The sequence below is a fragment of the Christensenella sp. KGMB01412 genome, from assembly GCF_055522415.1.
This window is the reverse complement of the sequence record NZ_JBVFVW010000006.1, coordinates 89,301-112,049: the sequence shown is the minus strand read 5'-3', so window position 1 is coordinate 112,049 and position 22,749 is coordinate 89,301. Positions and strand designations below refer to the sequence as shown.

Sequence of the window (22,749 nt, the reverse complement as noted above, 5' to 3'; positions counted from 1 at the left end):
GGTTTATATTATCGTATATATAAAACAGATTCGAGACATCTAATCATAGAGTTTGCATTGGAGGATAGGAATGGACATCCTGATCGGATTGATACCGGCGGTCAGTTGGGGATTGCTGCCCCTTGCAGTGAGCAAGCTGGGGGGAAAGCCCATTAACCAGATACTTGGCACGACGCTGGGCGCGTTGCTCGTCGCCCTGATTGTGCAGGCTGCCAGCGGTCAGTCGGCTTCCGGCACCGTTTTTTTATTTTGTTTTATTTCCGGTGCGTTCTGGGCGTTTGGACAAATGCTGCAATATACTGCATATACGGAAATAGGCGTCTCAAAAGCAATGCCGCTTTCTACCGGGATGCAGCTTCTTGGCACATCCCTGCTTGGCGTAATCGCGTTTGGCGAGTGGGCATCGGCACAATCAAAGCTGATCGGCTTCGCTTCTGTTACGATTGTAATCGTCGGCGTAATTATCACATCTTATCAGGAAAACAAGAAAAAGAACGACAACGCCAACATGAAAAAGGCGGTTATCGTCTTACTGGTTTCGGTGGTCGGATACGTAGGGTATTCCGGTTTTCCCCGTTTTGTCAGCGCAAATGGCTGGGCGGAATTTTTGCCTCAGGCAGTCGGTATGTTTTCCGCATCCGTTATTTTTTCGCTTTTTATGACAAGGGGCAGTGCGCTTGGGCAAAAATCGTCTTACAAAAATATATTGCCCGGGCTTGTTTTTTCTATTGGGGCGCTCACTTACCTGCTGTCAACCGCCCGCAACGGTGTTGCGATCGGTTTCACCCTGTCGCAAATGAATGTAGTAATCGCAACGCTCGGGAGCATATTCCTGCTCGGTGAGAAAAAAACGAAAAAAGAGATGAAGGCTGTTGTGGGGGGATTGGCGCTTGTGGTAACAGGGGGGATATTGATCAATCTTGCAGGAACGTAACGCAATAACAACACAACCTGTATTCATGGTATAATAATGCTGTAAAGCATGGATGATATCGCTTTACAAACGTGAGACCTGTCTTGAAAAGGAGTAAAAAGCATGGACATTGAAATCAAATACACAACTATGATTGTGAAAGACATGGATGAGTCGGTTGGTTTTTACAGGGATATTATGGGCTTTGAAGTAGACAGCCAGTATAATCCTCCACCGGGAGGGAGAATTACCCTCATGCGCGGAAAAGGGGATGCAATGGTTGAGCTGATCGAAAACAGCGCGTATGAAACCGGGCTTTATTCTGTGGGCATGAATGTGGACGATTTGCCGCAAACGTTGGACGAGCTTCGAAACAAGGGAGTAACGGTTACGATGGAGCCTGTCAGGACACTTGTGGGCAGTATGGCTTTTATTGCAGATCCAAACGGAGTCCGCATTGCACTCATACAGCATGACAAATAAAAATAACAGGTAAGGCCGTTTTTATTCCGCAGGATATTCCACCAGCTTTTTGGCGGTATATTCATCTGTGATGAGAATGTTGAACAGCTTTGCGCGTGCCGCGCCGATGATGGATGGAACTTTATATTCTCCTCCTGCCGCGCCGATGACTGTCGGAGTATTCCGAAGGTTTTCCGGGGAGACGGCAATAATGTTCTCCTCAAGGCTGAGCGTTGCAAGCTCCCCTTTTAGATTGTAAAAACGGGAACAGATATTTCCCACATATTGCTTTTGCTGCAATTCATAGTAAATAGACTGCAGGTTTTTTTCAAGCTTTACAGTTGTGGAATGAGCGGGATCTCCGTCAATTCCCACGATTGCGATATCCAGATGTTTCATTTTATCAAATATGGAGGTTACATCCTCGGAGGCGAGAAGCGTTTTCGCAATTTTACGGTCCTGGGCGATGAGAGGCGTATACAGCATGGAAACGGAGGCGTCCTGAAAACGGGAAGCTACGGTTTCGCACAGGGAATTGGCAAACATGGTGTAGCTGTCGCTGCCGGTGCTGCGCAATCCGCCGAGGAGGGGAATAATGTCCAGGCCTTTGACCGAAAGATCGGGACGCATAAAGTTTGCCATGGTTTGCAGGGTATTGCCCCAGCCAATGCCAATGGTCATGCCGGAGCTGAGCGCATTCACAAAATAAGCCGCCGCCGCTTCGCCGATACTGCTGTTAACCGCTTCCTGTGAAGCGCTTCCCACGCCTACGATTTTAACATCCTTCAAACCCAGCTTTTTACATAACTCCTGCTCCAGCTCGATATATTGGCTGCCCATACGGATATCATGGATTTCAATCGTTACGATGCCTTCTTTGCGTGCATCATTGAGCAGCTTTATGAGCGTTGGTCTGGAAATATGGAACAGCTCGGCGATTTCCGCCTGCGTTTTGTTTTCTTTATAGTATAAATACGAAGCTTTCAGCTTGATATAATACCGTTCTTCAGAAGAAAGTGGCATATTTATGTGCTCTCCTAATTTTTACATAATAAAAGTAATATAATTTTTGTAAACTACTACTATAATCATAATTGTTTTTGATTGGAATGTCAAATCCTTTGTAAATTTTCCGTCCTCCGTCATTCGGTTTTGTAATACGGAGGAATTTTTATTTGCATTTTTTCCTGTATAAAAGCTTTTATCAATGATTTATCACACAACAAACGAGAGGATTCCAAAAAAGGTTATTGACAGAAAACCTGCTTGGCGTTATAGTAGCAGTAAAGGTTACAAAAGATAAATTAGTTTACAAATGTAAACAAACGAAATACAACCAATCATTTTTGAGAAGCAGGTGAAAAAATGGAATTAACAAGAGAGCAAATGCAAAAGATCTATTATCAGATGTATAGTGCGCGTACGTTCGAAGAACGCGTAAACGAGATGTTTATGAAGGGGTTGATCCACGGTACGACGCATCTTTCCGTGGGGCAGGAAGCCACGGCGGCGGGAGCGGTTAACGCGATCCGCCCGGATGATTACATCATGAGCTGCCACAGGGGGCATTCGCACTGTATTGCAAAGGGAGCGGACTTGAAGCGTATGATGTGCGAGCTGCTTGGAAAAAAGGACGGCTTTTGCAAGGGCCTCGGCGGTTCGATGCACATTGTGGATATATCGGTGGGCAATTTTGGCGCGAATGGAATCATTGGACCGGCAATACCGATTGCAACGGGTATTGCGCTTGCAATCAAAAAAGATAAGAGCAACAAGGTAATCCTGGATTTCTTTGGGGACGGAACGACAAATTCAGGGATGTTCCACGAGGCGCTCAATATGGCGGCGCTTTGGAAATTACCGATTGTCTATTTTTGCGAAAATAATCTGTATGGAATGTCCACGCCGGTTTCAAAGAGCGTATCGGTTGAAGATATTGCAACACGGGCAAAAGCTTATGGCATCCCGGGCGTAATCGTAGACGGAATGGATGTGCTTGCTGTGATGGACGCTGTGGCCGAAGCGGCGGAGCGTGCGCGCAGAGGGGAAGGGCCTACGCTGATCGAAGCAAAAACGTACCGCTACCTTGGACACTCCAAGAGCGATAAACGCGCATACCGGACACGTGAAGAGGAAGCGGAATGGAAGGCAAGGGATGCGATCAAATCCTTTGGAGCTTATATGCTGGAAAACGGCTTCACGGAAGAGGAACTGGCGGCAATCCGCAACGGGATCGAGCAGGAATGTGAAGAGGCTGTGGAATACGCACAGAATGCGGAAACACTGAGCCTTGACGAAGCAAAAGAACTGATTTTTGCATGAACGGGAGGAATACGATGGAAATGACATTTTTACAAAGCGTGTCCGACGCTTTGCGGGAAGAAATGCGCAGGGATGAAAAGGTATTTCTGCTGGGCGAAGATATGGGCGTATATGGCGGGTGCTTTGGCGTGACACGCGGGTTTCTGGATGAGTTTGGGGAAGAGCGTGTGATGGATACGCCGATTTCCGAAGGCGGATTTACCTCTGTCGCGGTGGGCGCAGCGATGGCGGGCTACAGGCCGGTTGTGGAATATATGTTTTCTGACTTTGTAACAGTGGCGATGGATCCTATTTGCAACCAGGCTGCAAAGCAGCGGTTTATGCTTGGCGGGCAGGTAAAGATGCCGCTTGTGGTGCGTACGCCTGCGGGCAGCGGAACCGGAGCTGCGGCACAACACTCACAGTCTCTGGAAGCATGGTTTTGCCACGTGCCGGGGCTTAAGGTTGTAATGCCTTCCACCCCATATGACGTGAAGGGACTGCTGAAGACGGCAATCCGTGAAGACAATCCGGTGCTGTTTTACGAGCATAAGCTGTTATATGGCACGAAGGGTGAAGTACCTGAGGAAGAATATACGCTTCCCATTGGAAAAGCAGACGTCAAGCGCGAAGGCGGGGATATTACGATGATCAGCTATTCGCTGACATTACTGAAAACGCTCGAAGCGGCAAAAATGCTCGAGAAGGACGGGATAGATGCGGAGGTTATAGACCTGCGGACGCTCTCGCCAATCGATCGGGATACGCTGATTGCATCGGCGAAAAAAACAGGAAGGGTGCTGGTTACGCACGAAAGCGTAGAAAAATTTGGCGTAGGAGCTGAAATTTCCGCTATGCTGTCGGACAGTGACGCGTTCTTTTACCTCGACAGGCCCATCAGGCGGTTTGGCGGCGCAGATATGCCGATTCCGTATTCGCCGCAGCTTGAGTCTATGGTGGTGCCGCAGGCAGATACGATTTACCAGGCTGCAAAAGAGTTATTGAAATAGGGGGACGCGAATATGGCAAGCATCAAGTCCACGCCTGCGGCGCGAAGGGCGGCGCGGGAAAGAAAAATAGACCTTGCGAAAGTCAGGGGTACGGGAATTGGCGGATATGTGCAGCTATCCGATGTGCTGGCAATGAAAGGCGGAAGGGTTACATTCCTTGCCCGCGCGGTTGCGGGGCATTTGGGGATGGATATCGAAGCTGTGGAAACGGCAGAAGGCATAGTTCGCAAGGAAGATGTACTGGCGTATAAAGCGCGGCTGGGCGAAGACAGGATCATTCCTCTCGATGGTATGCGCAAAACGATAGCGGCGCGCATGTGCGAAAGTCTTTCAACGGCGGCGCAGTATACCATTATGGGCGAGGCAGAGTGTTCCAGCCTGAAAGCGCTGATGCGCGAATACACTGCGGAGTGCGTGGAGAGCACTGGAATTAAGCCAACGTTTTCCGATTTGTTTATCAGGGCCTGTGCGCTTTCCTTGCAGAAAAATCCATTGCTGAACGCATACTTTATGGACGACCACGTTCTAGTGAAGGGCGAGATCAATATTGGGCTTGCGGTTTCGCTTGGAGAGAATGGGCTTATTGTTCCCAATATCAAAAACGCGCATATGCTGTCGCTCGAGGAAATTACAAGGCAGCGTGACGACCTTGTGGCGCGTGCCCGGGCAGGAAAGCTGAAGCCGGATGAATATACGGGAGGAACATTTTCGATATCGAATTACGGACGAACGCCCGTACAGTATTTTACGCCGATTATCAACCAGCCGGAAAGCGCGATACTGGGGATTGGGAATATGACCAATAAACCTGTTGCAATCGGTACGGATATCGGTATCCGTCCAATGCTGGGGCTGAGCCTGACGCTGGATCACAGGCATATCGACGGAACGACGGGCGAACGGTTTTTGAGGGATCTGAAAGAAATTTTGGAGCATCCTGAAGGATTGAAGGAAAGGAACTGACATGGGAAATTTTGTTACAATGCCAAAGCTTGGTATGACGATGACGGAAGGAAAGATTATTCGTTGGCTGGCGCAGGAGGGCGCACAGGTAGAAAAAGGGGATTACATTTTTGAGACGGAAACGGATAAAACTTCGCTTGAGGTGGACAGCCTGTATTCCGGAACATTGCTGAAAATATATTATGGGGAAGGAAGTACGGTTCCGGTAAACGAGCCGGTTGCGTTTATCGGCGCGGAAGGGGAAGAAATTCCGGAGCGTCCTGCCCCGCAGGAACCAGTGAAACAGGCTGAGAAAGCAAAAGAGATACCTGTTGTTACGGAAACGTCCAAGCCAAAACCTGCAAATAAAACTGGGAAAACAGAGCGCCCGGCGGGAAACTTTGATTTTGACCTGATCGTTGTGGGGGCCGGGCCGGGCGGCTATGTGGCTGCGATTCGGGCAGCGCAGCTTGGGGCAAAGGTTGCGGTAGTGGAAAAAGATTCTGTCGGGGGAACCTGCCTTAATCGCGGCTGTATCCCTACCAAGGCGTATTATGCAAGCGCCAATCGGTATGAGGACATGAAGCGGGCGGAAGAATTCGGGCTGAAAGGGGATCACATCGGCTTTAGCTGGCAGGCGATCCGCGCCCGCAAAAACGAAATTGTCAGTAAGCTTGTCGCAGGCGTAGCCGGACTCCTGAAAAAAAATAGCATCACGCTTTTAAAGGGCAACGCGAGTGTGAAACACCCTAACGAGGTGTTGGTGGACGAAAAAGCGTATACATGCGCTTATATCCTGCTCGCAACAGGGGCGAAACCCGCATCTGTGCTGAAAACACAGGTGAAACCCATGAACACAAACGACGTGCTCGATCTGGAAGCACTTCCGGAATCCATGGTAATCATAGGAGGCGGGGTGATTGGCTGCGAGATGGCGGGAATTATGAATTCATTTGGCGTAGAGGTGACGATTGTAGAGCTTCTGCCGCAAATACTGCCGATGACCGACGAGGAAGTAGCGGCTGAACTTCACAGGAAAATGGAGGCTAAAGGCGTAAGGATACTGACAGGGACAACCTGCGAGGATATTACGCAGGAAAACAAAGATTACATCGTCCGGCTGTCAAACGGAGAAACGATCCGTTGTAATGCGGTGCTTGAAGCGGTAGGAAGAAAACCGGAGACAGGCGCAGTTGAAGGGCTTAAGCTGGAACGGAACCGGAAAGGCTATGTGGTTGTGGACGATATGATGCGTACGAGCGCGGACTACATTTACGCAATCGGCGATATCAACGGGAAATTCCAACTGGCCCATGCCGCATCCGCGCAGGGAATCCTGGCGGCGGAGCATATGTTTGCAGACAGGCAGGACACGGAAGACCAGGCAATCCCGTCGTGTATTTTTACGGACCTTGAAATTGCGTACATTGGACTGACGGAAGCACAGGCAAGGGAAAAGGGGCTGCCCGTAAGAACATTTAAATTCCCGTATTCGGCAAATGGGAAAGCGTTGACGCTGGGCGAGACGGAAGGATTCGTGAAGGTGATCACAGACGAGCGGTGGGGCGAAATACTGGGCGTTCACATCATTGGCGCGGAAGCGTCCAGCCTGATCGAGGAGGCTGTGATGGCAATGCGCTGCGAGGCGACTGCGCAAGCAGCGGGAAGCACGATCCATGCGCATCCGACGCTTTCGGAAACCCTGATGGAGGCCTTTTTGGGCGCAAGCAGCGGGGCGATCCATTTTTAGAACAGGCAGGAAGGGAGATATGGTAATGAAAGAGCGGAAAACCTGTTTGCTTGGAATCGATATGGGAACCTCCAGCGTGAAAGCCGGATTGTTTGACATATATGGTAATCCGCTCGGTTTTGCGGATGGGGTTTACCCGCTTTATACTCCTCAATCCGGATGGGCGGAACAAAAAGCAGACGAATGGTGGAATACGGTAGCTGCTACAGTCCGCAGACTCATTGCGGGCAGCGGCGTCTGTACTACGGACATTATTGGCATGAGCGTAGATACTACCTGTTGCACAGTTGTGTTGATGGACGAACATATGAATGTGCTGCGTCCGGCAATTATGTGGATGGATGTGCGCGCATCCGGCCAGGCGAAACGGATTACGGCAACTGGGCACGATATGCTGAAATTCAACGGATACGGAAACGTATCGGCTGAGACCATGCCTGCAAAGGCCTTGTGGCTTAAGGAGAACGAACGGGAAACCTACGACAAAGCCCGCTATGTTGTGGAATGTACGGATTGGCTGATGTACAGGCTGACCGGCGAGATGAACGCAAGCATATCCTGCGCGGCAGCGCGGTGGTATTACGACCATCCGGGCGGAGGATTCCGGGAGGATTTTTACGGCGCGTTTGGCCTTGAGGATGTTCTTGAAAAATTCCCACCGCAGGTCGTTGATATGGGCGTACGCGCCGGGACGCTGAACAAAGAAGCGGCAGTGGACCTCGGGCTGCCGGAAGGGCTTCCGGTGGGCGAAGGCGGCGCAGACGCATTTGTGGGCATGATAGGCCTTGACGTTGTATCCCCCGGAAAAATCGCCATGATCACGGGATCGTCGCACCTGCATCTTGGTTTGGTGGAAAATGAACTCCATTCACAGGGTATGTGGGGCTCTTATCCGGATGCGATCGTACCGGGACTGCAGCTCATCGAAGGAGGGCAAACCTCTACAGGCTCAATGGTCAGCTGGTTTCAATCCAACTTTTGCAGCGGCGTAGAGCAAGAGGCGCGAGAGCAGGGAAAATCTGTGTATGATTTACTGAACGAAGGCGCGCAAAAGCTGCCGATAGGCGCGGAAGGACTTTTACTGCTGGACTATTTTCAGGGGAACCGCACACCCCACGCCGATCCGGATGTGAGGGGAATGCTTTACGGGCTATCCCTAAAGCATACGCCATACCATATTTACCGCGCAATGATCGAAGGAATTTGTTTTGGTACGGAAAACGTGATGCAGGCATTCCGCAAAAGCGGAACAGGGCTGAAAGGAATTTATACCTGCGGCGGCGCTGCGGCAAGCCGGTTCTGGATGCAAACACACGCAGACGTGTGTAACCTGCCGATTTATGTGCCGGCAGTGACGCAAGCGCCCTGCCTGGGAGCCGCAATCCTCGGGGCGGTGGCTGCAGGGGTATATCCGGACATCAAAAAAGCCTCCGCGCAAATGGTAAAGATCAAAGAAACGATCCAGCCGGATTCAGGCAGGCATGAGGAATATCGGTTTTATTTTGAAAAATATATCGAGGCATATGACACATCGAAAAACTGGATGCACAAAATGACTGAAAAGGCGTCAAATATCGTTTAAAAAACTGACGACGGCTTTGGCTGTATTTTCATCTGTGATAAAATGGTTGATGATGCCAGTCCGCAGGCCCGCAATGATAGAAAGGATTTTGTGCCTGCCGGCGGCGATGCAAAAAACATCCTTGATGCGCTTTAGTTGCTCCGGCGTTGCCGCGACAAGACGGTTATTAAAGCTCGAAGACAGGAATTCCCCATTCAGGTTGAACCGCCGGGCGATAATATCGCCAACCGGCTTTGCAGGATTAGCTTTGTACTGCTCCAGAACCTCGTATGGGTTTTCAATATCATTGTTGATGTAATAATCGGGAGGCGCACCGATACTGACAATGGCAACATCCAGATGATCCCAGAGGTTTACAATGTTTTTCATGCCTGCGCTGTTCATATAGAGCTTTTTATCTTCTTCGGAATCAGCGTAAGCGGGAGCGTAAATAAAGGATGGAATACCGTTGGTCTTTTCAGAAAACATACGCACCATTTCGTTGAGCTGGTATTCAAAGGCGGCTGAAGCGCTTCCACCTACAAGCGGCACTACGGTGATATTGGAAATCATGGAGGAGGCGGGAAATATGTGCATAAACTCATAACAGGTTGTTCCCCACGCAACGCCCACTGATTTGTGGGGACGAAAATAGCCCTTCACAAGATTTGCGGCCTGTGAAGAAACAATACGGTTGAGGATTTTGAGGGAGGTCGCCATGGTTGGCACGACAACGCAGTTTTTTAAGCCAAAATGCTTTTTGAGCACATCAGAAAGCTCTGAAACGTTTCCGGCCGGGTTTTTGATCTTGATTTCGATGAGCCCCTTTTCCTTCGCCTCGGAAAGCATAACAGAAATCATCGAGCGGGAACAGGAAAGCATCTTGGAAATTTCAAGCTGGCTCATGTCTTCCAGATAATACATTTCCGCGACCTGGGCGAGAATTTGTATGTCGTATTTGGCGTTTCTGATATCCATATTAATGTTTCCTTTATCTGCCGGGGTGGTAAAATAATGTATATGTTTCTTGATTACTATCACTATAATACGGAGCGAAAATTTCGTCAAGACAAAATTCATAAAATATGTCTTGACAAATTTTACAAACAAAACTACAATAAGATTATACAAGCATGATACCATGCTCATCATTTTATAACATCGGTCTGAAAAAAAGAATCCAAATGTAATTTTAATCTGAATAAGCGCCGGAATGGTTGAAAAATCATAGCAGGGATATACATTGCGGGCGCAATCCTTATATCCAAAAACGGGAAAATCTGCAGGAGGTAAAAAATGAGATTTGTAGATGAAGTAACTGGCAAATTTGTTGACACGGGAATCACGGTAGGAGGCAAAAAAATTTACAGGAGCAAACGAATAGAAGAGCTCCGTAATTATTTGCTTGGCTTTGAGCCGGTGCTGTGCCCGCAGCGAATGGAAGCCTACACACAAAGCTATCAGGAAACGGAAGAGCAGCCTGTTTGTATCAGACGGGCGCTCGCCTTTAAAAAGACTGTGGAAACGATGACGATCATGATACTTGACCACGAATTGCTTGTGGGAAACCTGGCTTCTTCGCCAAGAGGCGTGCCGCTGTTCCCGGAATTTTCTGTCAACTGGCTCATCGAAGAGCTTGACGGGAATCCGGTCCGCCCGCCGGACAGGCCGGGGGATTCCTTTGATATTTCGGCGGAGGATGAAAAAAAGGTGCGTGAGCTTACAGAGTACTGGAAGGGCCGCACTCACGAGGACAGGTGCCTTGCGCGTATGCCGGAGGAAGCGTGGAAGGCGCATGAGCAGGGCGCGTTTAGCTCCTATTGGCTCATGACCGGCGGGGAAGGACATCTTACGGTAGGCCTCAAACGCGTTGCATACGAAGGGCTAGAATCCTTCCGCAAACAGGCGGAGGAAAAGATCGCGTCCCTCGATCTGCAGGACAGGGAGGAATCCCAGAAGCTGTATTTCCTGCAATCTGTGCTGATTTATATTGAAGCAATCGTAAATTTTGCTCACCGTTATGCGGCGCTTGCACGTGAGAAGGCAGAAAAAACACAGGATGAGCAGCGTAAAAAAGAGCTTTTGCTGATTGCGGATATTTGTGAACGGGTACCGGAAAAACCTGCGCGCAGCTTTCATGAGGCGCTGCATGCTTATTGGTTTACGAATCTGTGCCTGGAGCTTGAAAACAACGGTTTCGCGGTATCCCTTGGCAGGATGGATAAAAATCTTTATCCGTTCTACAAGAAGGATATAGAATCCGGAGTGCTCACAGAAGAAGATGCGAACGAACTGTTAAGCTCCTTCTTCCTGAAAATTTTCCAGTTGAACCGAATCCAGAATTGGGACAGCACGCAGTATTTCGGCGGTTATCAAACCTTCCAGAACATCACGATCGGCGGACAGGACGAGAACGGGGCGGACTGCACGAACGACCTGACGTTCCGGCTGCTTGAAACACAGGCAAAAATCAACCTGCACCAGCCCTCGCTTTCCCTGCGCTATCACGACAGGATGGGAAACAAGGTGCTGATGGCTGCCATTGACTGTATCCAGCTTGGCGGCGGACAACCTGCGATTTATTCGGATGAAAGCTACATTCCCGCACTTGTAAACAGGGGAATTTCTTTGGAGGACGCTTCGGATTATTCAATCGTTGGCTGTGCGGAGGCGATTGTGGAAGGAAAGCAGGGTAATCGTCCAAGCGGAAGCGCGTTTGTCAATCTTGGAAAGATTATGGAGATTGCCGTGAACGGCGGAACCGATCCGGCGACAGGAACCCGGTTGATTTCGCAGAAGGGGCTTTTGAAGAGCAAAACGTTTGAGGAATTCTATGAGGATTTCAAAGAGGTGTTTGCTTATTATACCAAACAGCAAATGATCGTTGACACGTTTCACGACGTTGCTACAGAGGAAGGAATTGCCGATCCGCTCGTATCCATGCTGGTAGAGGATTGCATCGGACGGGGTAAAACGATCAAACAGGGCGGCGCTAAATATGACTTCCTTGCCCCACAGTTTGTAGGCGTTGCAAACATAGGAAACAGCCTTGCGGCGATTAAAAAGGTGATTTTTGAGGAAAAATCACTCACAAAGGACCAGCTGTTACATGCGCTTAAAACCAATTTTGAGGATGAAACGACAAATCCGACAGGAAAAGAGATCAACAAAATGCTGTCGGAAGCGCCAAAATACGGTAATGACGAGGATTATGTAGACTCGCTGATGACCTCTTCCTTCCGGTTTATGTGCGACGAGGTATGTAAATACAAAACCACGCGCTACGGCAGGGGCCCGATTGGCGGCGTATGGCAGCCGTCGGTCAGTTCGGTATCCTCAAACGTACCGCACGGCATGAAAGTGGGCGCGCTTCCGGACGGAAGATATGCGAACAGTCCGCTTGCGGATACCACTTCGCCCATGCACGGTACGGATCGCAACGGGCCTACGGCGGCGCTGAAATCGGTCAGCAAGCTTCCCTCCATGCTGGTGGCGGGCGGACAGCTCCTGAATATGCGTTTGAACCCAACCTCCATCCAAAAGGAGGGCGGAAAGGAAAAGCTGGTGTATATGCTCAGGACATTCCTTGGAGACCTGAAAGGAATGCACATCCAGTTTAATATGATCAACAGTGAAACGCTGCGCGACGCACAGCAGCATCCGGACGAATATAAAGACCTGATGGTGCGTGTGGCAGGGTACAGCGCGCTCTTTACGCCGCTCGATCCGGAGTTGCAGAACGATATCATAGCGCGCACGGAGCATGTGCTGTAGCAACAAAACGGTACTTGCAGGAAGGCCGCTTTACGGGGAATCCCAAAGCGGCCTGAGAAGCAGATGCTTTGCGGGGAAACAGGCAGTAGGAGAGACAATGAACAAGAACGAAACGACTGGTATGGTTTTTAATATTGAGCGCTACCGGATCCACGACGGCACGGGAATCCGTACCGCTTTGTTCCTCAAGGGCTGCAATCTGGTATGCCCGTGGTGCTGCAACCCGGAATCCCAGCATGGCACGGGAGAGGTCGCAATCCATAAAAACCTTTGCAGGGAATGCGGAAGTTGCATCGGCGTTTGCCCGCAGAAGGCGATTTCGCCTTCCGCACAGGGAAATGTAATAGACAGGCAGGCGTGCATCCTGTGCGGCGCCTGCAAGGAGAAATGCACATACGGGGCGATCGAGATTTACGGTGAACAAAAGACGGTTTCCGAAGTGATGGAGCCACTTACAAAGGATATGGCGTTTTTCATGCGCTCGCAGGGAGGCGTTACGGTGAGCGGAGGCGAACCGACGTTGCAGGCGGATTTTGTAAACGCGGTGATGCGCGAATGCAAAAACGAGTGTTTGTATACGGCGCTTGAAACGTGCGGGCTTGCTACATGGGAAAATATGTGGAAGTGTTGTGAATATTGCGATGAAATACTGTTTGACATCAAAACGCTGATACCGCAGCAGTTTGCAGAAATAGTTGCGGGTGGTATCGATATGAAGGCGAATGCGCTTGAAATGGTAAAAAACAATGTGCGCGAACTGTGCAGGCTTGGCAAAAAAGTGGTGTTCCGGTGCGTGATTATTCCGGGCTTTAACGATAATGCGGAGCATATTGCGCGGGTGGTGGCATTTGCAAAGGAAAACGGGGTAAAGCAGATCGATTTGCTGCCGTTCCACCAGTATGGCAAGCATAAATATGCGTCGCTGGGGATGGACTACCGTTACAGGGACGAGCAGGCCATAAAAGATGAAGAAGTGGAAGGATTTGTACGGCAAATTGAGGAGAACGGAATCCTTTGCACGATTGGCGGGTAGGAAAAGCGGGGAAAATGGAATGAAGGATTATTTACTGGGAATAGATAACGGCGGATCAAACGTGAAAGCCGCGCTATATGACCGGGAAGGCCACGAAATCGCCGTTGCGGGAAAACCCCACGCAAGCACGGAAAAGACCGCTAAGGGATTTACGGAACGCAGCGGGGAAAACGTATGGAAGAATAACTGCGAAGTTATCTGCGAGGTGTTGGAAAAAGCGGGAATCACCGGAGAGCAGGTTCGTGGGATTGGCGTGAGCGGATACGGGAACGGGCTTCATCTGGTGGACGGAGGAAACAACAGCACGTATCCGCATATCGTATCCACGGATTCAAGAGCGGCGGAATATGTCCGGTGGGCATATGAAACAGGAAAAAGCGAGCAGATATACAGGGAAACCTACCAGTCCACCTGGGCAGCGCAGCCGCTCCTGCTCCTCAAATGGATGCAGGACAACAAGCCGGAGGTACTGGAAAAAAGCACGGCGTTTTTGAACATCAAGGACTATATCAGGATGAAGCTGACAGGCGTTCAGTGTATGGAACAAACGGACGCGTCGGCTGACGGGTTTACGAACATCAGGGATGGCAAAGCAGAAAAGAAAGTGTTTGAAATTCTTGGGATCGGGGATTTGTTCCGGTTGGTGCCTGAAATTAAATTGAGCTCGGATATCTGCGGTTATGTGACTCGAGAAGCTGCCCGGGAAACAGGACTTTCGGAGGGTACTCCCGTCGCGGGGGGCATGATCGACATTGAAGCGTGCGCGTTTTCGAACGGGCTTCAGGACGGCAGGGACCTTGCCATCATAACGGGCACATGGGGAATCGTGGAATATCTTTCCCCGGATCTTGTGGACGATAAAGACCTTTTTATCAATGCGTTTTCCTATTTGCCGGATTATTACATGATTGCCGAAGGAAGCTCCACATCGGCAAGTAATTTAAACTGGATGATGGACAACGTACTCGGCGCGTGGGTGCAGGAGGCCGGAGGCAAAGCGGAGTTTTACAGACAGTGCGATGGGATACTGACAAAAATACCGCCGGAAGAATGTTCGTGTATTTTCCTGCCGTATCTTTATGCGTCCAATACCAATCCTTTTTCACGCGGTGCGTTTTTCAACATCAACGCCTTCCACACAAAGGAGCACTTTATTCGCTGTGTTTATGAGGGCATTGTATTCTGTACGCTGTACCATCTGGAGAAGCTGAAACGGCACAAGGATGATTTTCGTATGGTAAGAATGAGCGGAGGTATGACAAATTCGGTTCCGTGGACGCAGATGATGTGCGACGCGCTGCAAATGCCGGTTGAGGTTGTAAATGGAAAAGAGCAGGGTGCCAAGGGCGCGGCGATGTGCGCTGCCGTGGCCTGCGGAGAGTTTGGATCGATGCAGGAGGCTGCGCGGCAAATGACAATCGTAGACCATACGTACCTGCCGGACCGTACCAAAGCGGAGATATACCATAAAAAATATGAAAGCTATAAAAAGGCTGCGGAAGCGGCCAATATATTCACGGAATCCGTAAAAGAGGACTGCGGGAAAACATCTGCGCAGTAAGCGGCAAAAGGAAGGAAACGATATGTATACGGAAGAAAAAAGAGAAGTAATCAAAGCAGCCCTTGAAATCAAAGAAAGCGGACTGATTATGCTGGCGGGAGGGAACGTATCCATACGGATGCCAAACGGCGATATTCTGGTGACCCCGTCCGGAACGTATTATGAGACAATGGAGCCAGACGACATTCTGGTGATGGATAAAGGCGGTGAAATCATAGAAGGGATGATGAAACCGTCAGTCGATTTCATTGCCCTGAAGTATGTGTACGACAATATGCCGGAAGTAAATGCAATCATCCATACCCACCAGCCGTATGCAACGGCAGTGGGACTTGTTGCGGACGAGCTGCCGGTTTGCGTAACAACGCTTGCCAATGCGACGCTTGGCGCGGTGGCGGTTGCGCCCTACAGCTCGGCGGCGAGCCTTGAAATGGGAATTGCAGCTGTGGAAAACCTCAATGGAAAACGGGCGGTGATTCTAAAGCACCACGGCGTACTAACCGTTGGCGGGACGCTGAAGGAAGCGCTGTATGCCGCGGTATATATGGAAGAGGCGGCAAAGGTTTACCTGCTTGCGAAAAACGCGGGCGGCGAGGTTCCGGTACTGGATGAAGCACAGATAAATGAAGCGGTCGAGGCCTTCAGGAAATGCGGGCAAAAAGGGAAGTAAAGGGGCGCACATGAGAGAATTATCGAGTTTGCAGCTGGGCGTTTACGAAAAAGCGATTCCAATGATTTTACCGTGGAAGGAAAAGTTTGCCGTCGCACGGGATGCGGGATACGATTTTATGGAGCTCAGCATCGATCCCACGCCGCAGCGCCTTGTGCGGCTCGAACCGGACGACGAAACGGCGCTTGAACTGAGGCGCGCGATTGATGAAACAGGGTTTCCAGTCCTTTCTATGGCGGTGAGCGCGCTGCGTGCGTATCCGCTTGGCGACCTGTGCGGGCATGTGCGCGCAGCGGGGGTGGACATCGTAAAAAAGTCTGTGGATTTTGCCTGCAAAACAGGCGTGAGGCTGATACAGCTTTCCACATACGATACTTATGAAGGGGTGAGCAATCAAAAAACCAGAAGACTGTTTCTGGAAAACCTCAGGGAATGTGCAGACTATGCACAAAGCCGCGCGGTGATGCTTGCGCTTGAAACAATGGATACGAGCTTTGCGGATTCACTGGAGAAGACACTGGAACTGGTGGAGGATATCAATTCGCCTTATGTACAGATTTATGCGGATGTGGGCAATATTGCCGCGGCTGGTTATGACTTTTGCAACAAGCTTGGCGATATGGACGGACATGTCGTGGCAATCCATTTGAAGGACGCTAAAAAAGGCGAGGTGCGAAGGGTAAATTATGGGGAAGGAATCGTGGACTTCGAGGGCGTTTATGCTTCCCTGTTAAAGCATCGGTTCAGCGGGCTGCTGGTTGCGGAAATGTGGGGAGATGAAAAATGTGCGTTTCTTCCGTATGTGGAGTTGTCAAACCGCTTTTTGCGCGAACGGATGGAGAACGCGCAAAGGGCGTATGTTGCCCAAACGCAGGAGGATTCTGCGTTTGTGGTCTGAACTGAATGAACGAAAAATGAAGGCCTGTTCCTATCTGGGGAACAGGCTTTTTTGCAGCAAAAGCGGGATAGAAAAATTATTTTGAAAAGCTGCAAAAAATCGGAATGATGAGGCACACTACAAACAGTAAGGATAAGGTTTTTGGTACAACGAACAGGCAAATTTTAATGAATGGTTTAAAAAAGCCGCGGTGAAGGCTTTTTTTGTTTTATAAAAGTATTTTTAGGGCATTGGCCATGTTTAGGGAGCAACAGAAAGTGTAAGAATAAAAAGATTTAGAGACCAAACTAAAATACAAATTTGATTCAGAACTCGAAAGGAGAAGGGATTTGAAAAACTTAAATTTAAAGGCCTTGTTTGTAGGAGATAAGGCAGAGAACAGGGACTTTTATGAGAACCAAATGAGCAGACTTGTAAACGAGCATATGGGTTGGCGCGAGGACTATATTCCGTCCGACATGGCAGCGATTTCGGAAGAAGACAAAGAGCAGCCGGACTTTATTGCAACCAAGGACCACGTGCTCGACGTACTGGACGACCTGAGCCAGCGCATGCGCTCGGGTTCTATCCCATGGCAGAGTGCAGGGCGCTACTGGGGCCAGATGAATTCAGAAACGCTGATGCCCGCGCTTCTTGCATATAATTACGCAGTGCTTTGGAATCCGAATAACGTTGCCCTTGAGTCTTCCATGGCTACATCGCAGATGGAAGCGGAAGTCGGAGCGGATTTTGCAAAGCTGTTCAGCTTCAAGGACGGTTGGGGACACATCGCTGCGGATGGTTCTATCGCAAATCTGGAAGGGTTATGGTATGCACGCTGTTTTAAATCGATACCGCTGGCAATGAAGGAAGTTTATCCGGATAAGGTTGCGGGGAAATCTGACTGGGAGCTCCTTAACATGAGCGTTGAGGAAATATTGGATGCTGTTGCAAAGCTGTCTTCAGAGGAGATCGACGCGGTTAAGGCGGCTTCCTCGCGCAGTGGAAAGTTTATCAATCAGCTTGGCAAGTGGATCGTTCCCCAAACCAAGCATTATTCGTGGGAGAAAGCCCTCGATATTTCCGGCGTAGGGTTAGACCAGATGGTTTCAATTCCCGTACGCAGCAATTACAGAATGGACGTTGATAAGCTGGAAGAAGCCATTCGCGATCTGGCGAAACAGCAGATACCGATTCTTGGAGTCGTAGCGGTCGTTGGAACGACGGAAGAGGGAGCGGTGGACGAGGTAGATAAAATTGTCGTGCTGCGTGAAGAACTCAAAAAAGAGGGAATTTACTTCTATCTGCATGTGGACGCGGCTTACGGCGGATATGCGCGCGCGCTTTACATGGATAAAGACGGCGAATTTGTAAAATACGACAACCTTGCGGCAATGCACAAGGAATATGGCGCGTTCCATTATCCGGTCAAGCTGCAGGAGGACGTTTATAAGGGCTTCGAAGCAATCCAGTACGCTGAGAGCGTAACGGTTGATCCACATAAAATGGGATATGTTCCATATGCGGCGGGCGGAATTGCGATCAAGCATAAGGATATGCGTAATATTATTTCATATTTTGCATCCTATGTATTTGAGAAATCCACGACGACGGCTCCCGACCTTCTTGGTGCATACATTCTCGAGGGCTCCAAGGCAGGCGCCACGGCGGCTGCGGTATGGGCGGCGCATCAGGTATTGCCGCTTAATATAGAAGGCTACGGGCAGCTGATCGCCTCTTCGATCGAGGCGGCGCAGCGCTTCCGGGATTATCTTGGGAACCTGACCTTTGACATCAATGGAAAGACCATCGAGGTCTATCCGCTTAACCATCCGGATTTCAACATGGTGGACTGGGTATTTAAGGAAAAGGGCAGTACGGATTTGAAGGAGATCAACGCCCTCAATGAAAAGATGTACGATTACTCCTCTTATCTGGATGGAAGCGTATATGCCAACCGGTTTATCTCCTCGCATACCACCTTCAACCAGTCTGATTATGGCGACAGCCCGCTCCCATTTGTAGAGAAAATGGGACTTCCTGAATCGGAATGGGAAAAGGAGAAGCAGGTGACGCTGATGCGTGCTGCCATTATGACTCCGTATATGAACAGCGATAAGCTCTTTGATTTTTATACAAAAGGGATCACGCAGGCCATGCAGAAAAAGCTGACGGAAATCCTTGACAGCGAAAGCAAATAATCCGCAGTAATGCGAAGAGAAAGAAGTGAATCTTATGAATAAGACAAAGCCTATGACAATTTCAAAGGGGACTTCCCTCTCGAAGGTCAGTACGTTTACCTTTATCGGCATGACTTGCGCCCTTGTTGCCAGCGTCCGGAATATTCCGGACGTAGCGGCTACAGGCTGGACAATGTTTTTCTACATAATCGTCGCGGTAGTATTGTTTGGATTACCCATTGCACTCATTTCGGGCGAATATGCGGGAATGTACCCCTCCGATGCAGGCGGCCCTGAGCTTTGGACGTCAAACGCGCTCGGTAAAAAGTGGGGGTTTGTGACCTCGTGGTTGTTATGGGTACAGATGTTCCCCGGCATGGTTATGGTTGGTTCGGTTCTTGCGCCGATGCTTGGCGTGGGAATCGGCCAGGAATCCCTTGGCGAAAACAATGTCGTTATTTTGGTCGTAATACTGGTTGTGTACTGGGGTGTTACGCTTCTGAACATGAAGTTTGACATGGCAAAGATCGGCGGCAAATGGGGCATATGGTTTATGCTGTATATCCCTATCATTATGATATTCGCCCTTGGCATTGCCGCGACGGTCAAAACGGGGATCGATCCCAAAAGCACGCTTGGGGCTTTTGACGCGCAGGCACTATTACCCACGGGGAAATCATTTAACACCATGCAGTACTTTGCGCCGATTATATTCATCTTTGTGGGGATTGAAATGTCCTCGGTATACATCAAGCGTCTGGAAAAACCTGTAAAGCAGTATACTGCAGGAATATTTGCAGCACTGGCGATCATGCTGATCGTCAATACGCTGAGCGCATTCATCGTTGCAAATGTCGTACCTGCCGGAAAGCTTGACCTCAATAATATAGCGCAGCCGATTGTGATGTTCTGCCAGATACTTGGCATTCCAACGGTAATTGGAAATATTTTTGGCATCCTTGTGTTTGTAGGCGTTATGGTGCAGCTGTCCGCGTGGATCACAGGCCCGTCAAAGACGATCACGCAGAGCGCGCGCAGGGGACAATACCCGCCCAAATTCAATTTTTGGAAAACCAATAAGCTGGACGTTTCCAAAGCGGTACTGGTTACACAGGCCGCGGTCATTTCGATTTTCTCACTTGTATATCTTCTGATACCCGGCGCAAACAGCGCGTTCCTGACGCTTGTAAATGCAACGACAATCATTTATTGCTTTGTGTATATCATCATGGCAGTCGGTATTTTGAAGCTGAGAAAAACGCATTCCCAGCTTGAGCGTCCGTTCAGGGTTGGCAAGAAGGGAAATGGGCTGTTGTGGACGATTGTCGTAATACTCATCGCTGTTATCTGCGTTGCGTGTTTCTTCTCGGTCTATTACAGTTCGCCGATGAGCGCTATCTTTACGCTGGTGGTAGCGTTTGCGTTCCTGATCATTCCGTTGATCATCAATAAAAAGAGCAATCCGGACTGGGCGGCGCAGGTTCAGAAGCTGATGGAAAATGAACCGCATAATATTCCGAAGGAAGCGCATGCAGACCAGCTTGCAGCAGCGCAGAAGACGGCAAAAGCAACTGGTAAATAACAGTATCATTAATCGGAACGGGAAAGCCTTTCCTCTGGAACGCGTAATCAGGGGAAGGGCTTCCATTTTCATTTCAGGAAAGGGAATGGGAGTATGAAAGAACAGAAAGGACTCACAAGGTCGTTATCAAACTTTAACCTGCAGCTCATTGCGCTGGGAGGATCGATTGGAACCGGGCTGTTCCTGGGATCTTCGACGGCAATCAAGCTGGCGGGGCCGTCTATATTGATCGCGTATATCATTTCTGGCGTTGTGGTATTTTTATTTATGCGGGCCATGGGTGAAATATTGCTTTCCGACGAGACGTTCCGGTCGATCGGAGATTTTGTGGGAGCCTTTCTTGGACAGCGCTGGGAATTCCTTGTTACGCTAACATACTGGCTTTGCTGGGTAACGGCAGCACTGGCGGAATTTACGGCGATCGGAATCTATATCAGGTATTGGTTTCCTGAAATACCTTCGCTGGTCTCGGGCTTGATAGCCCTTGGTTTTCTGATCGTAATCAACCTTTCAATCGTAAAGACGTTTGGGAATCTGGAATCGGGTTTTTCCATCATCAAGATATTGGTTATTGTCCTTTTTATTGCTTTTGGAATCGTACTTGCATTCCGTCATCCCACTTATGAAAGCCAGACGCACGGGCAGGTAACCGTAAGCGTTGCAAACCTAATAGATTATGGAGGCTTTTTCCCCAATGGCATAAAGGGCTTTCTTATGTCCTTCCAAATGGTGTTGTTTGGTTTTGCCGGAATTGAAATGATCGGCCTTACAGCAGGTGAAACCAAGGATGAGGGCAGGAACCTGAAAAAGGCGATCAACGCTCTGCCGGCCCGTTTATTGCTGTTCTATTTTGGCGCGATTGCCATTATTTTGATCTTAGTGCCGTGGAACGAAATCAGCCAAAGCCAAAGCCCGTTTGTCTCTGCGTTTAACCTTGTTGGAATTCCGGCGGCAGCAGGCATTATTAATTTCACCGTGCTGATTGCATCGCTTTCGTCGTCAAATACCGCGCTGTACAGCACCAGCAGGATTTTGTATACTGGCGCGCGAAACCACTTGCTGCCGAAATTTTTCAATCATGTGTCCAAAAAAGGAATACCAACGCACAGCCTCCTCTTTTCCTGCGGGATATTCCTGATTGGCCTGCTCGCGAACTTTCTGGTGCCGGACGCGTCCAAATTGTTTGAGATCATTGCGAGCATTACAACGGTCTGTTTCCTGTTTGTGTGGAGCGCCATTGTGCTATCGCACCTTAAATTCAAGAAAATGCAGCCGGATGCAAAAAGCACGTTGAAAATGCCGTTTTATCCGGTGTCGAACATATTGCTTTTGATCTTTTTTGCAGCGGTTGCGGTATTACTGTTTGTGAATCCATCCACCAGGTTCAGCACATTGCTTGGCGCTGCATGGTTTGCCGTTCTTCTGATCGTATACCAGGTCATCAAACGTAAAAAAGCATTGCAACAACCGGATCATAAGTAAATAGTCCCCCGCACCTAAAATAATTTCCTTCCTATATTAATACGATTTGGCAGAATATGCTAAAGTTTTCATTAAAAATGCCGATATTAATATTGATTCGTTTTAGAAAATGATTAAGGGGGATAAAAAAATGGAGCATTCAGATTTTAAATGGAATCAACTGGGGGACGTTTCAAAGGGGCGCATCAATCTGGGGGAAGAGATGCCGGTGATGGTTTACCGCCTGTTCCAATACACAATGCGCGACGTTTTAAGCAGGCGCTATGGAAAAGAAGAGATGATTGACCTGTTCCGTACGGCAGGCGAGCAGGCAGGACATGAATTTGCAACAAATAATCTGGACCTGACACTGGAGCTGAATCCGTTTATCGCCCAGTTACAAAGCGTGCTTGCCCAGACCAAAATAGGAATCCTGCGGATTGAAAAATTTGATACGGAAACAGGAAACGCAATCCTGACCGTAAGCGAGGACCTTGATTGCTCGGGTTTGCCTGTTACAGGAGAAACCGTATGCAATTATGACGAAGGATTTATCGCGGGTATTCTTGCGGAATATACAAAGAAAGATTACATCGTAACGGAAATTGATTGCTGGGCAATGGGAGATCGTGTGTGCCGGTTTGACGCACGAGTGGCAGCTAAGTAAATTTC

Annotated in this window: 18 protein-coding genes; 16 read left to right on the top strand and 2 right to left on the bottom strand. The window is 49.3% G+C overall.

Annotated elements, in window-relative coordinates; all coding sequences use genetic code 11:
- Window positions 1-70 precede the first annotated feature (70 nt).
- Window positions 71-934 carry a GRP family sugar transporter gene (locus ACS5WU_RS10745; RefSeq protein ID WP_302760224.1) on the top strand — a complete coding sequence of 288 codons (864 nt, stop codon included), beginning with the start codon at window positions 71-73 and terminating at the stop codon, window positions 932-934.
- Window positions 935-1,036: 102 nt separating this feature from the next.
- On the top strand, window positions 1,037-1,396 hold the full coding sequence (locus ACS5WU_RS10740) for a VOC family protein (RefSeq protein ID WP_302760223.1): 360 nt from the start codon (window positions 1,037-1,039) through the stop codon (window positions 1,394-1,396).
- A 21-nt stretch (window positions 1,397-1,417) separates the two neighbouring features.
- Here the strand turns inward: ACS5WU_RS10740 and ACS5WU_RS10735 are convergent, their stop codons facing one another.
- Entirely contained in the window at window positions 1,418-2,398 is a 981-nt protein-coding gene (locus tag ACS5WU_RS10735; RefSeq protein WP_046442906.1) for a sugar-binding transcriptional regulator, read from the bottom strand.
- 342 nt (window positions 2,399-2,740) lie between these two features.
- Here ACS5WU_RS10735 and ACS5WU_RS10730 point away from each other — a divergent pair, with 342 nt between their 5' ends.
- Genes ACS5WU_RS10730 through ACS5WU_RS10710 form a run of 5 tightly spaced genes read left to right on the top strand, consistent with a single transcriptional unit; the run spans window position 2,741 to window position 8,960 of the window.
- On the top strand, window positions 2,741-3,697 hold the full coding sequence (locus tag ACS5WU_RS10730; RefSeq protein ID WP_320606997.1) for a thiamine pyrophosphate-dependent dehydrogenase E1 component subunit alpha: 957 nt from the start codon (window positions 2,741-2,743) through the stop codon (window positions 3,695-3,697).
- 14 nt (window positions 3,698-3,711) lie between these two features.
- Entirely contained in the window at window positions 3,712-4,686 is a 975-nt protein-coding gene (locus ACS5WU_RS10725) for an alpha-ketoacid dehydrogenase subunit beta (RefSeq protein ID WP_465089154.1), read from the top strand.
- A 12-nt stretch (window positions 4,687-4,698) separates the two neighbouring features.
- A complete protein-coding gene (locus tag ACS5WU_RS10720) occupies window positions 4,699-5,649 on the top strand; it encodes a dihydrolipoamide acetyltransferase family protein (RefSeq protein WP_302760220.1) in 951 nt (316 codons plus the stop codon).
- Window position 5,650: 1 nt separating this feature from the next.
- Window positions 5,651-7,378: a dihydrolipoyl dehydrogenase gene (lpdA, locus tag ACS5WU_RS10715; protein ID WP_465089153.1), complete on the top strand. Its 1,728-nt coding sequence runs from the start codon at window positions 5,651-5,653 to the stop codon at window positions 7,376-7,378.
- A gap of 25 nt (window positions 7,379-7,403) precedes the next feature.
- The gene (locus ACS5WU_RS10710; RefSeq protein WP_302760218.1) at window positions 7,404-8,960 is read left to right on the top strand and encodes an FGGY-family carbohydrate kinase; all 1,557 of its coding nucleotides are present in this window, start codon (window positions 7,404-7,406) and stop codon (window positions 8,958-8,960) included.
- Here ACS5WU_RS10710 and ACS5WU_RS10705 read toward each other — a convergent pair.
- Entirely contained in the window at window positions 8,946-9,917 is a 972-nt protein-coding gene (locus tag ACS5WU_RS10705) for a sugar-binding transcriptional regulator (protein ID WP_302760217.1), read from the bottom strand. The genes ACS5WU_RS10710 and ACS5WU_RS10705 overlap by 15 nt on opposite strands.
- Before the next feature lie 318 nt (window positions 9,918-10,235).
- Between ACS5WU_RS10705 and ACS5WU_RS10700 the strand changes: the two genes are divergently transcribed.
- From ACS5WU_RS10700 to ACS5WU_RS10660, 9 genes are all read left to right on the top strand, one after another.
- Window positions 10,236-12,713, top strand: coding sequence for a glycyl radical protein (locus tag ACS5WU_RS10700; RefSeq protein ID WP_302760216.1), 2,478 nt, complete (start codon window positions 10,236-10,238; stop codon window positions 12,711-12,713).
- A gap of 97 nt (window positions 12,714-12,810) precedes the next feature.
- The gene (locus ACS5WU_RS10695) at window positions 12,811-13,746 is read left to right on the top strand and encodes a glycyl-radical enzyme activating protein (protein ID WP_302760215.1); all 936 of its coding nucleotides are present in this window, start codon (window positions 12,811-12,813) and stop codon (window positions 13,744-13,746) included.
- On the top strand, window positions 13,679-15,307 hold the full coding sequence (locus ACS5WU_RS10690; protein ID WP_302760214.1) for an FGGY-family carbohydrate kinase: 1,629 nt from the start codon (window positions 13,679-13,681) through the stop codon (window positions 15,305-15,307). The genes ACS5WU_RS10695 and ACS5WU_RS10690 overlap by 68 nt, the downstream gene beginning before the upstream one ends.
- Before the next feature lie 22 nt (window positions 15,308-15,329).
- A complete protein-coding gene (locus ACS5WU_RS10685) occupies window positions 15,330-15,977 on the top strand; it encodes a class II aldolase/adducin family protein (RefSeq protein WP_046442900.1) in 648 nt (215 codons plus the stop codon).
- Window positions 15,978-15,987: 10 nt separating this feature from the next.
- Window positions 15,988-16,875: an L-ribulose-5-phosphate 3-epimerase gene (locus ACS5WU_RS10680; protein ID WP_046442899.1), complete on the top strand. Its 888-nt coding sequence runs from the start codon at window positions 15,988-15,990 to the stop codon at window positions 16,873-16,875.
- A gap of 329 nt (window positions 16,876-17,204) precedes the next feature.
- Window positions 17,205-19,055, top strand: coding sequence for a tyrosine decarboxylase (tdc, locus tag ACS5WU_RS10675; RefSeq protein WP_465089152.1), 1,851 nt, complete (start codon window positions 17,205-17,207; stop codon window positions 19,053-19,055).
- Window positions 19,056-19,089: 34 nt separating this feature from the next.
- The gene (locus tag ACS5WU_RS10670) at window positions 19,090-20,616 is read left to right on the top strand and encodes an amino acid permease (RefSeq protein WP_235843830.1); all 1,527 of its coding nucleotides are present in this window, start codon (window positions 19,090-19,092) and stop codon (window positions 20,614-20,616) included.
- Between the two features lie 93 nt (window positions 20,617-20,709).
- Window positions 20,710-22,098, top strand: coding sequence for an amino acid permease (locus ACS5WU_RS10665; RefSeq protein ID WP_046442897.1), 1,389 nt, complete (start codon window positions 20,710-20,712; stop codon window positions 22,096-22,098).
- Window positions 22,099-22,228: 130 nt separating this feature from the next.
- The gene (locus tag ACS5WU_RS10660; protein ID WP_302762198.1) at window positions 22,229-22,744 is read left to right on the top strand and encodes a V4R domain-containing protein; all 516 of its coding nucleotides are present in this window, start codon (window positions 22,229-22,231) and stop codon (window positions 22,742-22,744) included.
- The last annotated feature ends 5 nt before the right edge of the window (window positions 22,745-22,749 follow it).

Bases quoted from the DNA above. Each gene is read 5' to 3' on its own strand.
- ACS5WU_RS10745 (WP_302760224.1), top strand. From the start codon at position 71: ATGGACATCCTGATCGGATTGATACCGGCGGTCAGTTGGGGATTGCTG.
- ACS5WU_RS10735 (WP_046442906.1), bottom strand. From the start codon at position 2,398: ATGCCACTTTCTTCTGAAGAACGGTATTATATCAAGCTGAAAGCTTCG.
- ACS5WU_RS10680 (WP_046442899.1), top strand. From the start codon at position 15,988: ATGAGAGAATTATCGAGTTTGCAGCTGGGCGTTTACGAAAAAGCGATT.
- ACS5WU_RS10725 (WP_465089154.1), top strand. From the start codon at position 3,712: ATGGAAATGACATTTTTACAAAGCGTGTCCGACGCTTTGCGGGAAGAA.
- ACS5WU_RS10690 (WP_302760214.1), top strand. From the start codon at position 13,679: ATGAAGAAGTGGAAGGATTTGTACGGCAAATTGAGGAGAACGGAATCC.
- ACS5WU_RS10660 (WP_302762198.1), top strand. From the start codon at position 22,229: ATGGAGCATTCAGATTTTAAATGGAATCAACTGGGGGACGTTTCAAAG.
- ACS5WU_RS10695 (WP_302760215.1), top strand. From the start codon at position 12,811: ATGAACAAGAACGAAACGACTGGTATGGTTTTTAATATTGAGCGCTAC.
- ACS5WU_RS10700 (WP_302760216.1), top strand. From the start codon at position 10,236: ATGAGATTTGTAGATGAAGTAACTGGCAAATTTGTTGACACGGGAATC.
- ACS5WU_RS10710 (WP_302760218.1), top strand. From the start codon at position 7,404: ATGAAAGAGCGGAAAACCTGTTTGCTTGGAATCGATATGGGAACCTCC.
- ACS5WU_RS10720 (WP_302760220.1), top strand. From the start codon at position 4,699: ATGGCAAGCATCAAGTCCACGCCTGCGGCGCGAAGGGCGGCGCGGGAA.
- ACS5WU_RS10685 (WP_046442900.1), top strand. From the start codon at position 15,330: ATGTATACGGAAGAAAAAAGAGAAGTAATCAAAGCAGCCCTTGAAATC.
- lpdA (WP_465089153.1), top strand. From the start codon at position 5,651: ATGGGAAATTTTGTTACAATGCCAAAGCTTGGTATGACGATGACGGAA.
- ACS5WU_RS10665 (WP_046442897.1), top strand. From the start codon at position 20,710: ATGAAAGAACAGAAAGGACTCACAAGGTCGTTATCAAACTTTAACCTG.
- ACS5WU_RS10740 (WP_302760223.1), top strand. From the start codon at position 1,037: ATGGACATTGAAATCAAATACACAACTATGATTGTGAAAGACATGGAT.
- ACS5WU_RS10730 (WP_320606997.1), top strand. From the start codon at position 2,741: ATGGAATTAACAAGAGAGCAAATGCAAAAGATCTATTATCAGATGTAT.
- ACS5WU_RS10670 (WP_235843830.1), top strand. From the start codon at position 19,090: ATGAATAAGACAAAGCCTATGACAATTTCAAAGGGGACTTCCCTCTCG.
- ACS5WU_RS10705 (WP_302760217.1), bottom strand. From the start codon at position 9,917: ATGGATATCAGAAACGCCAAATACGACATACAAATTCTCGCCCAGGTC.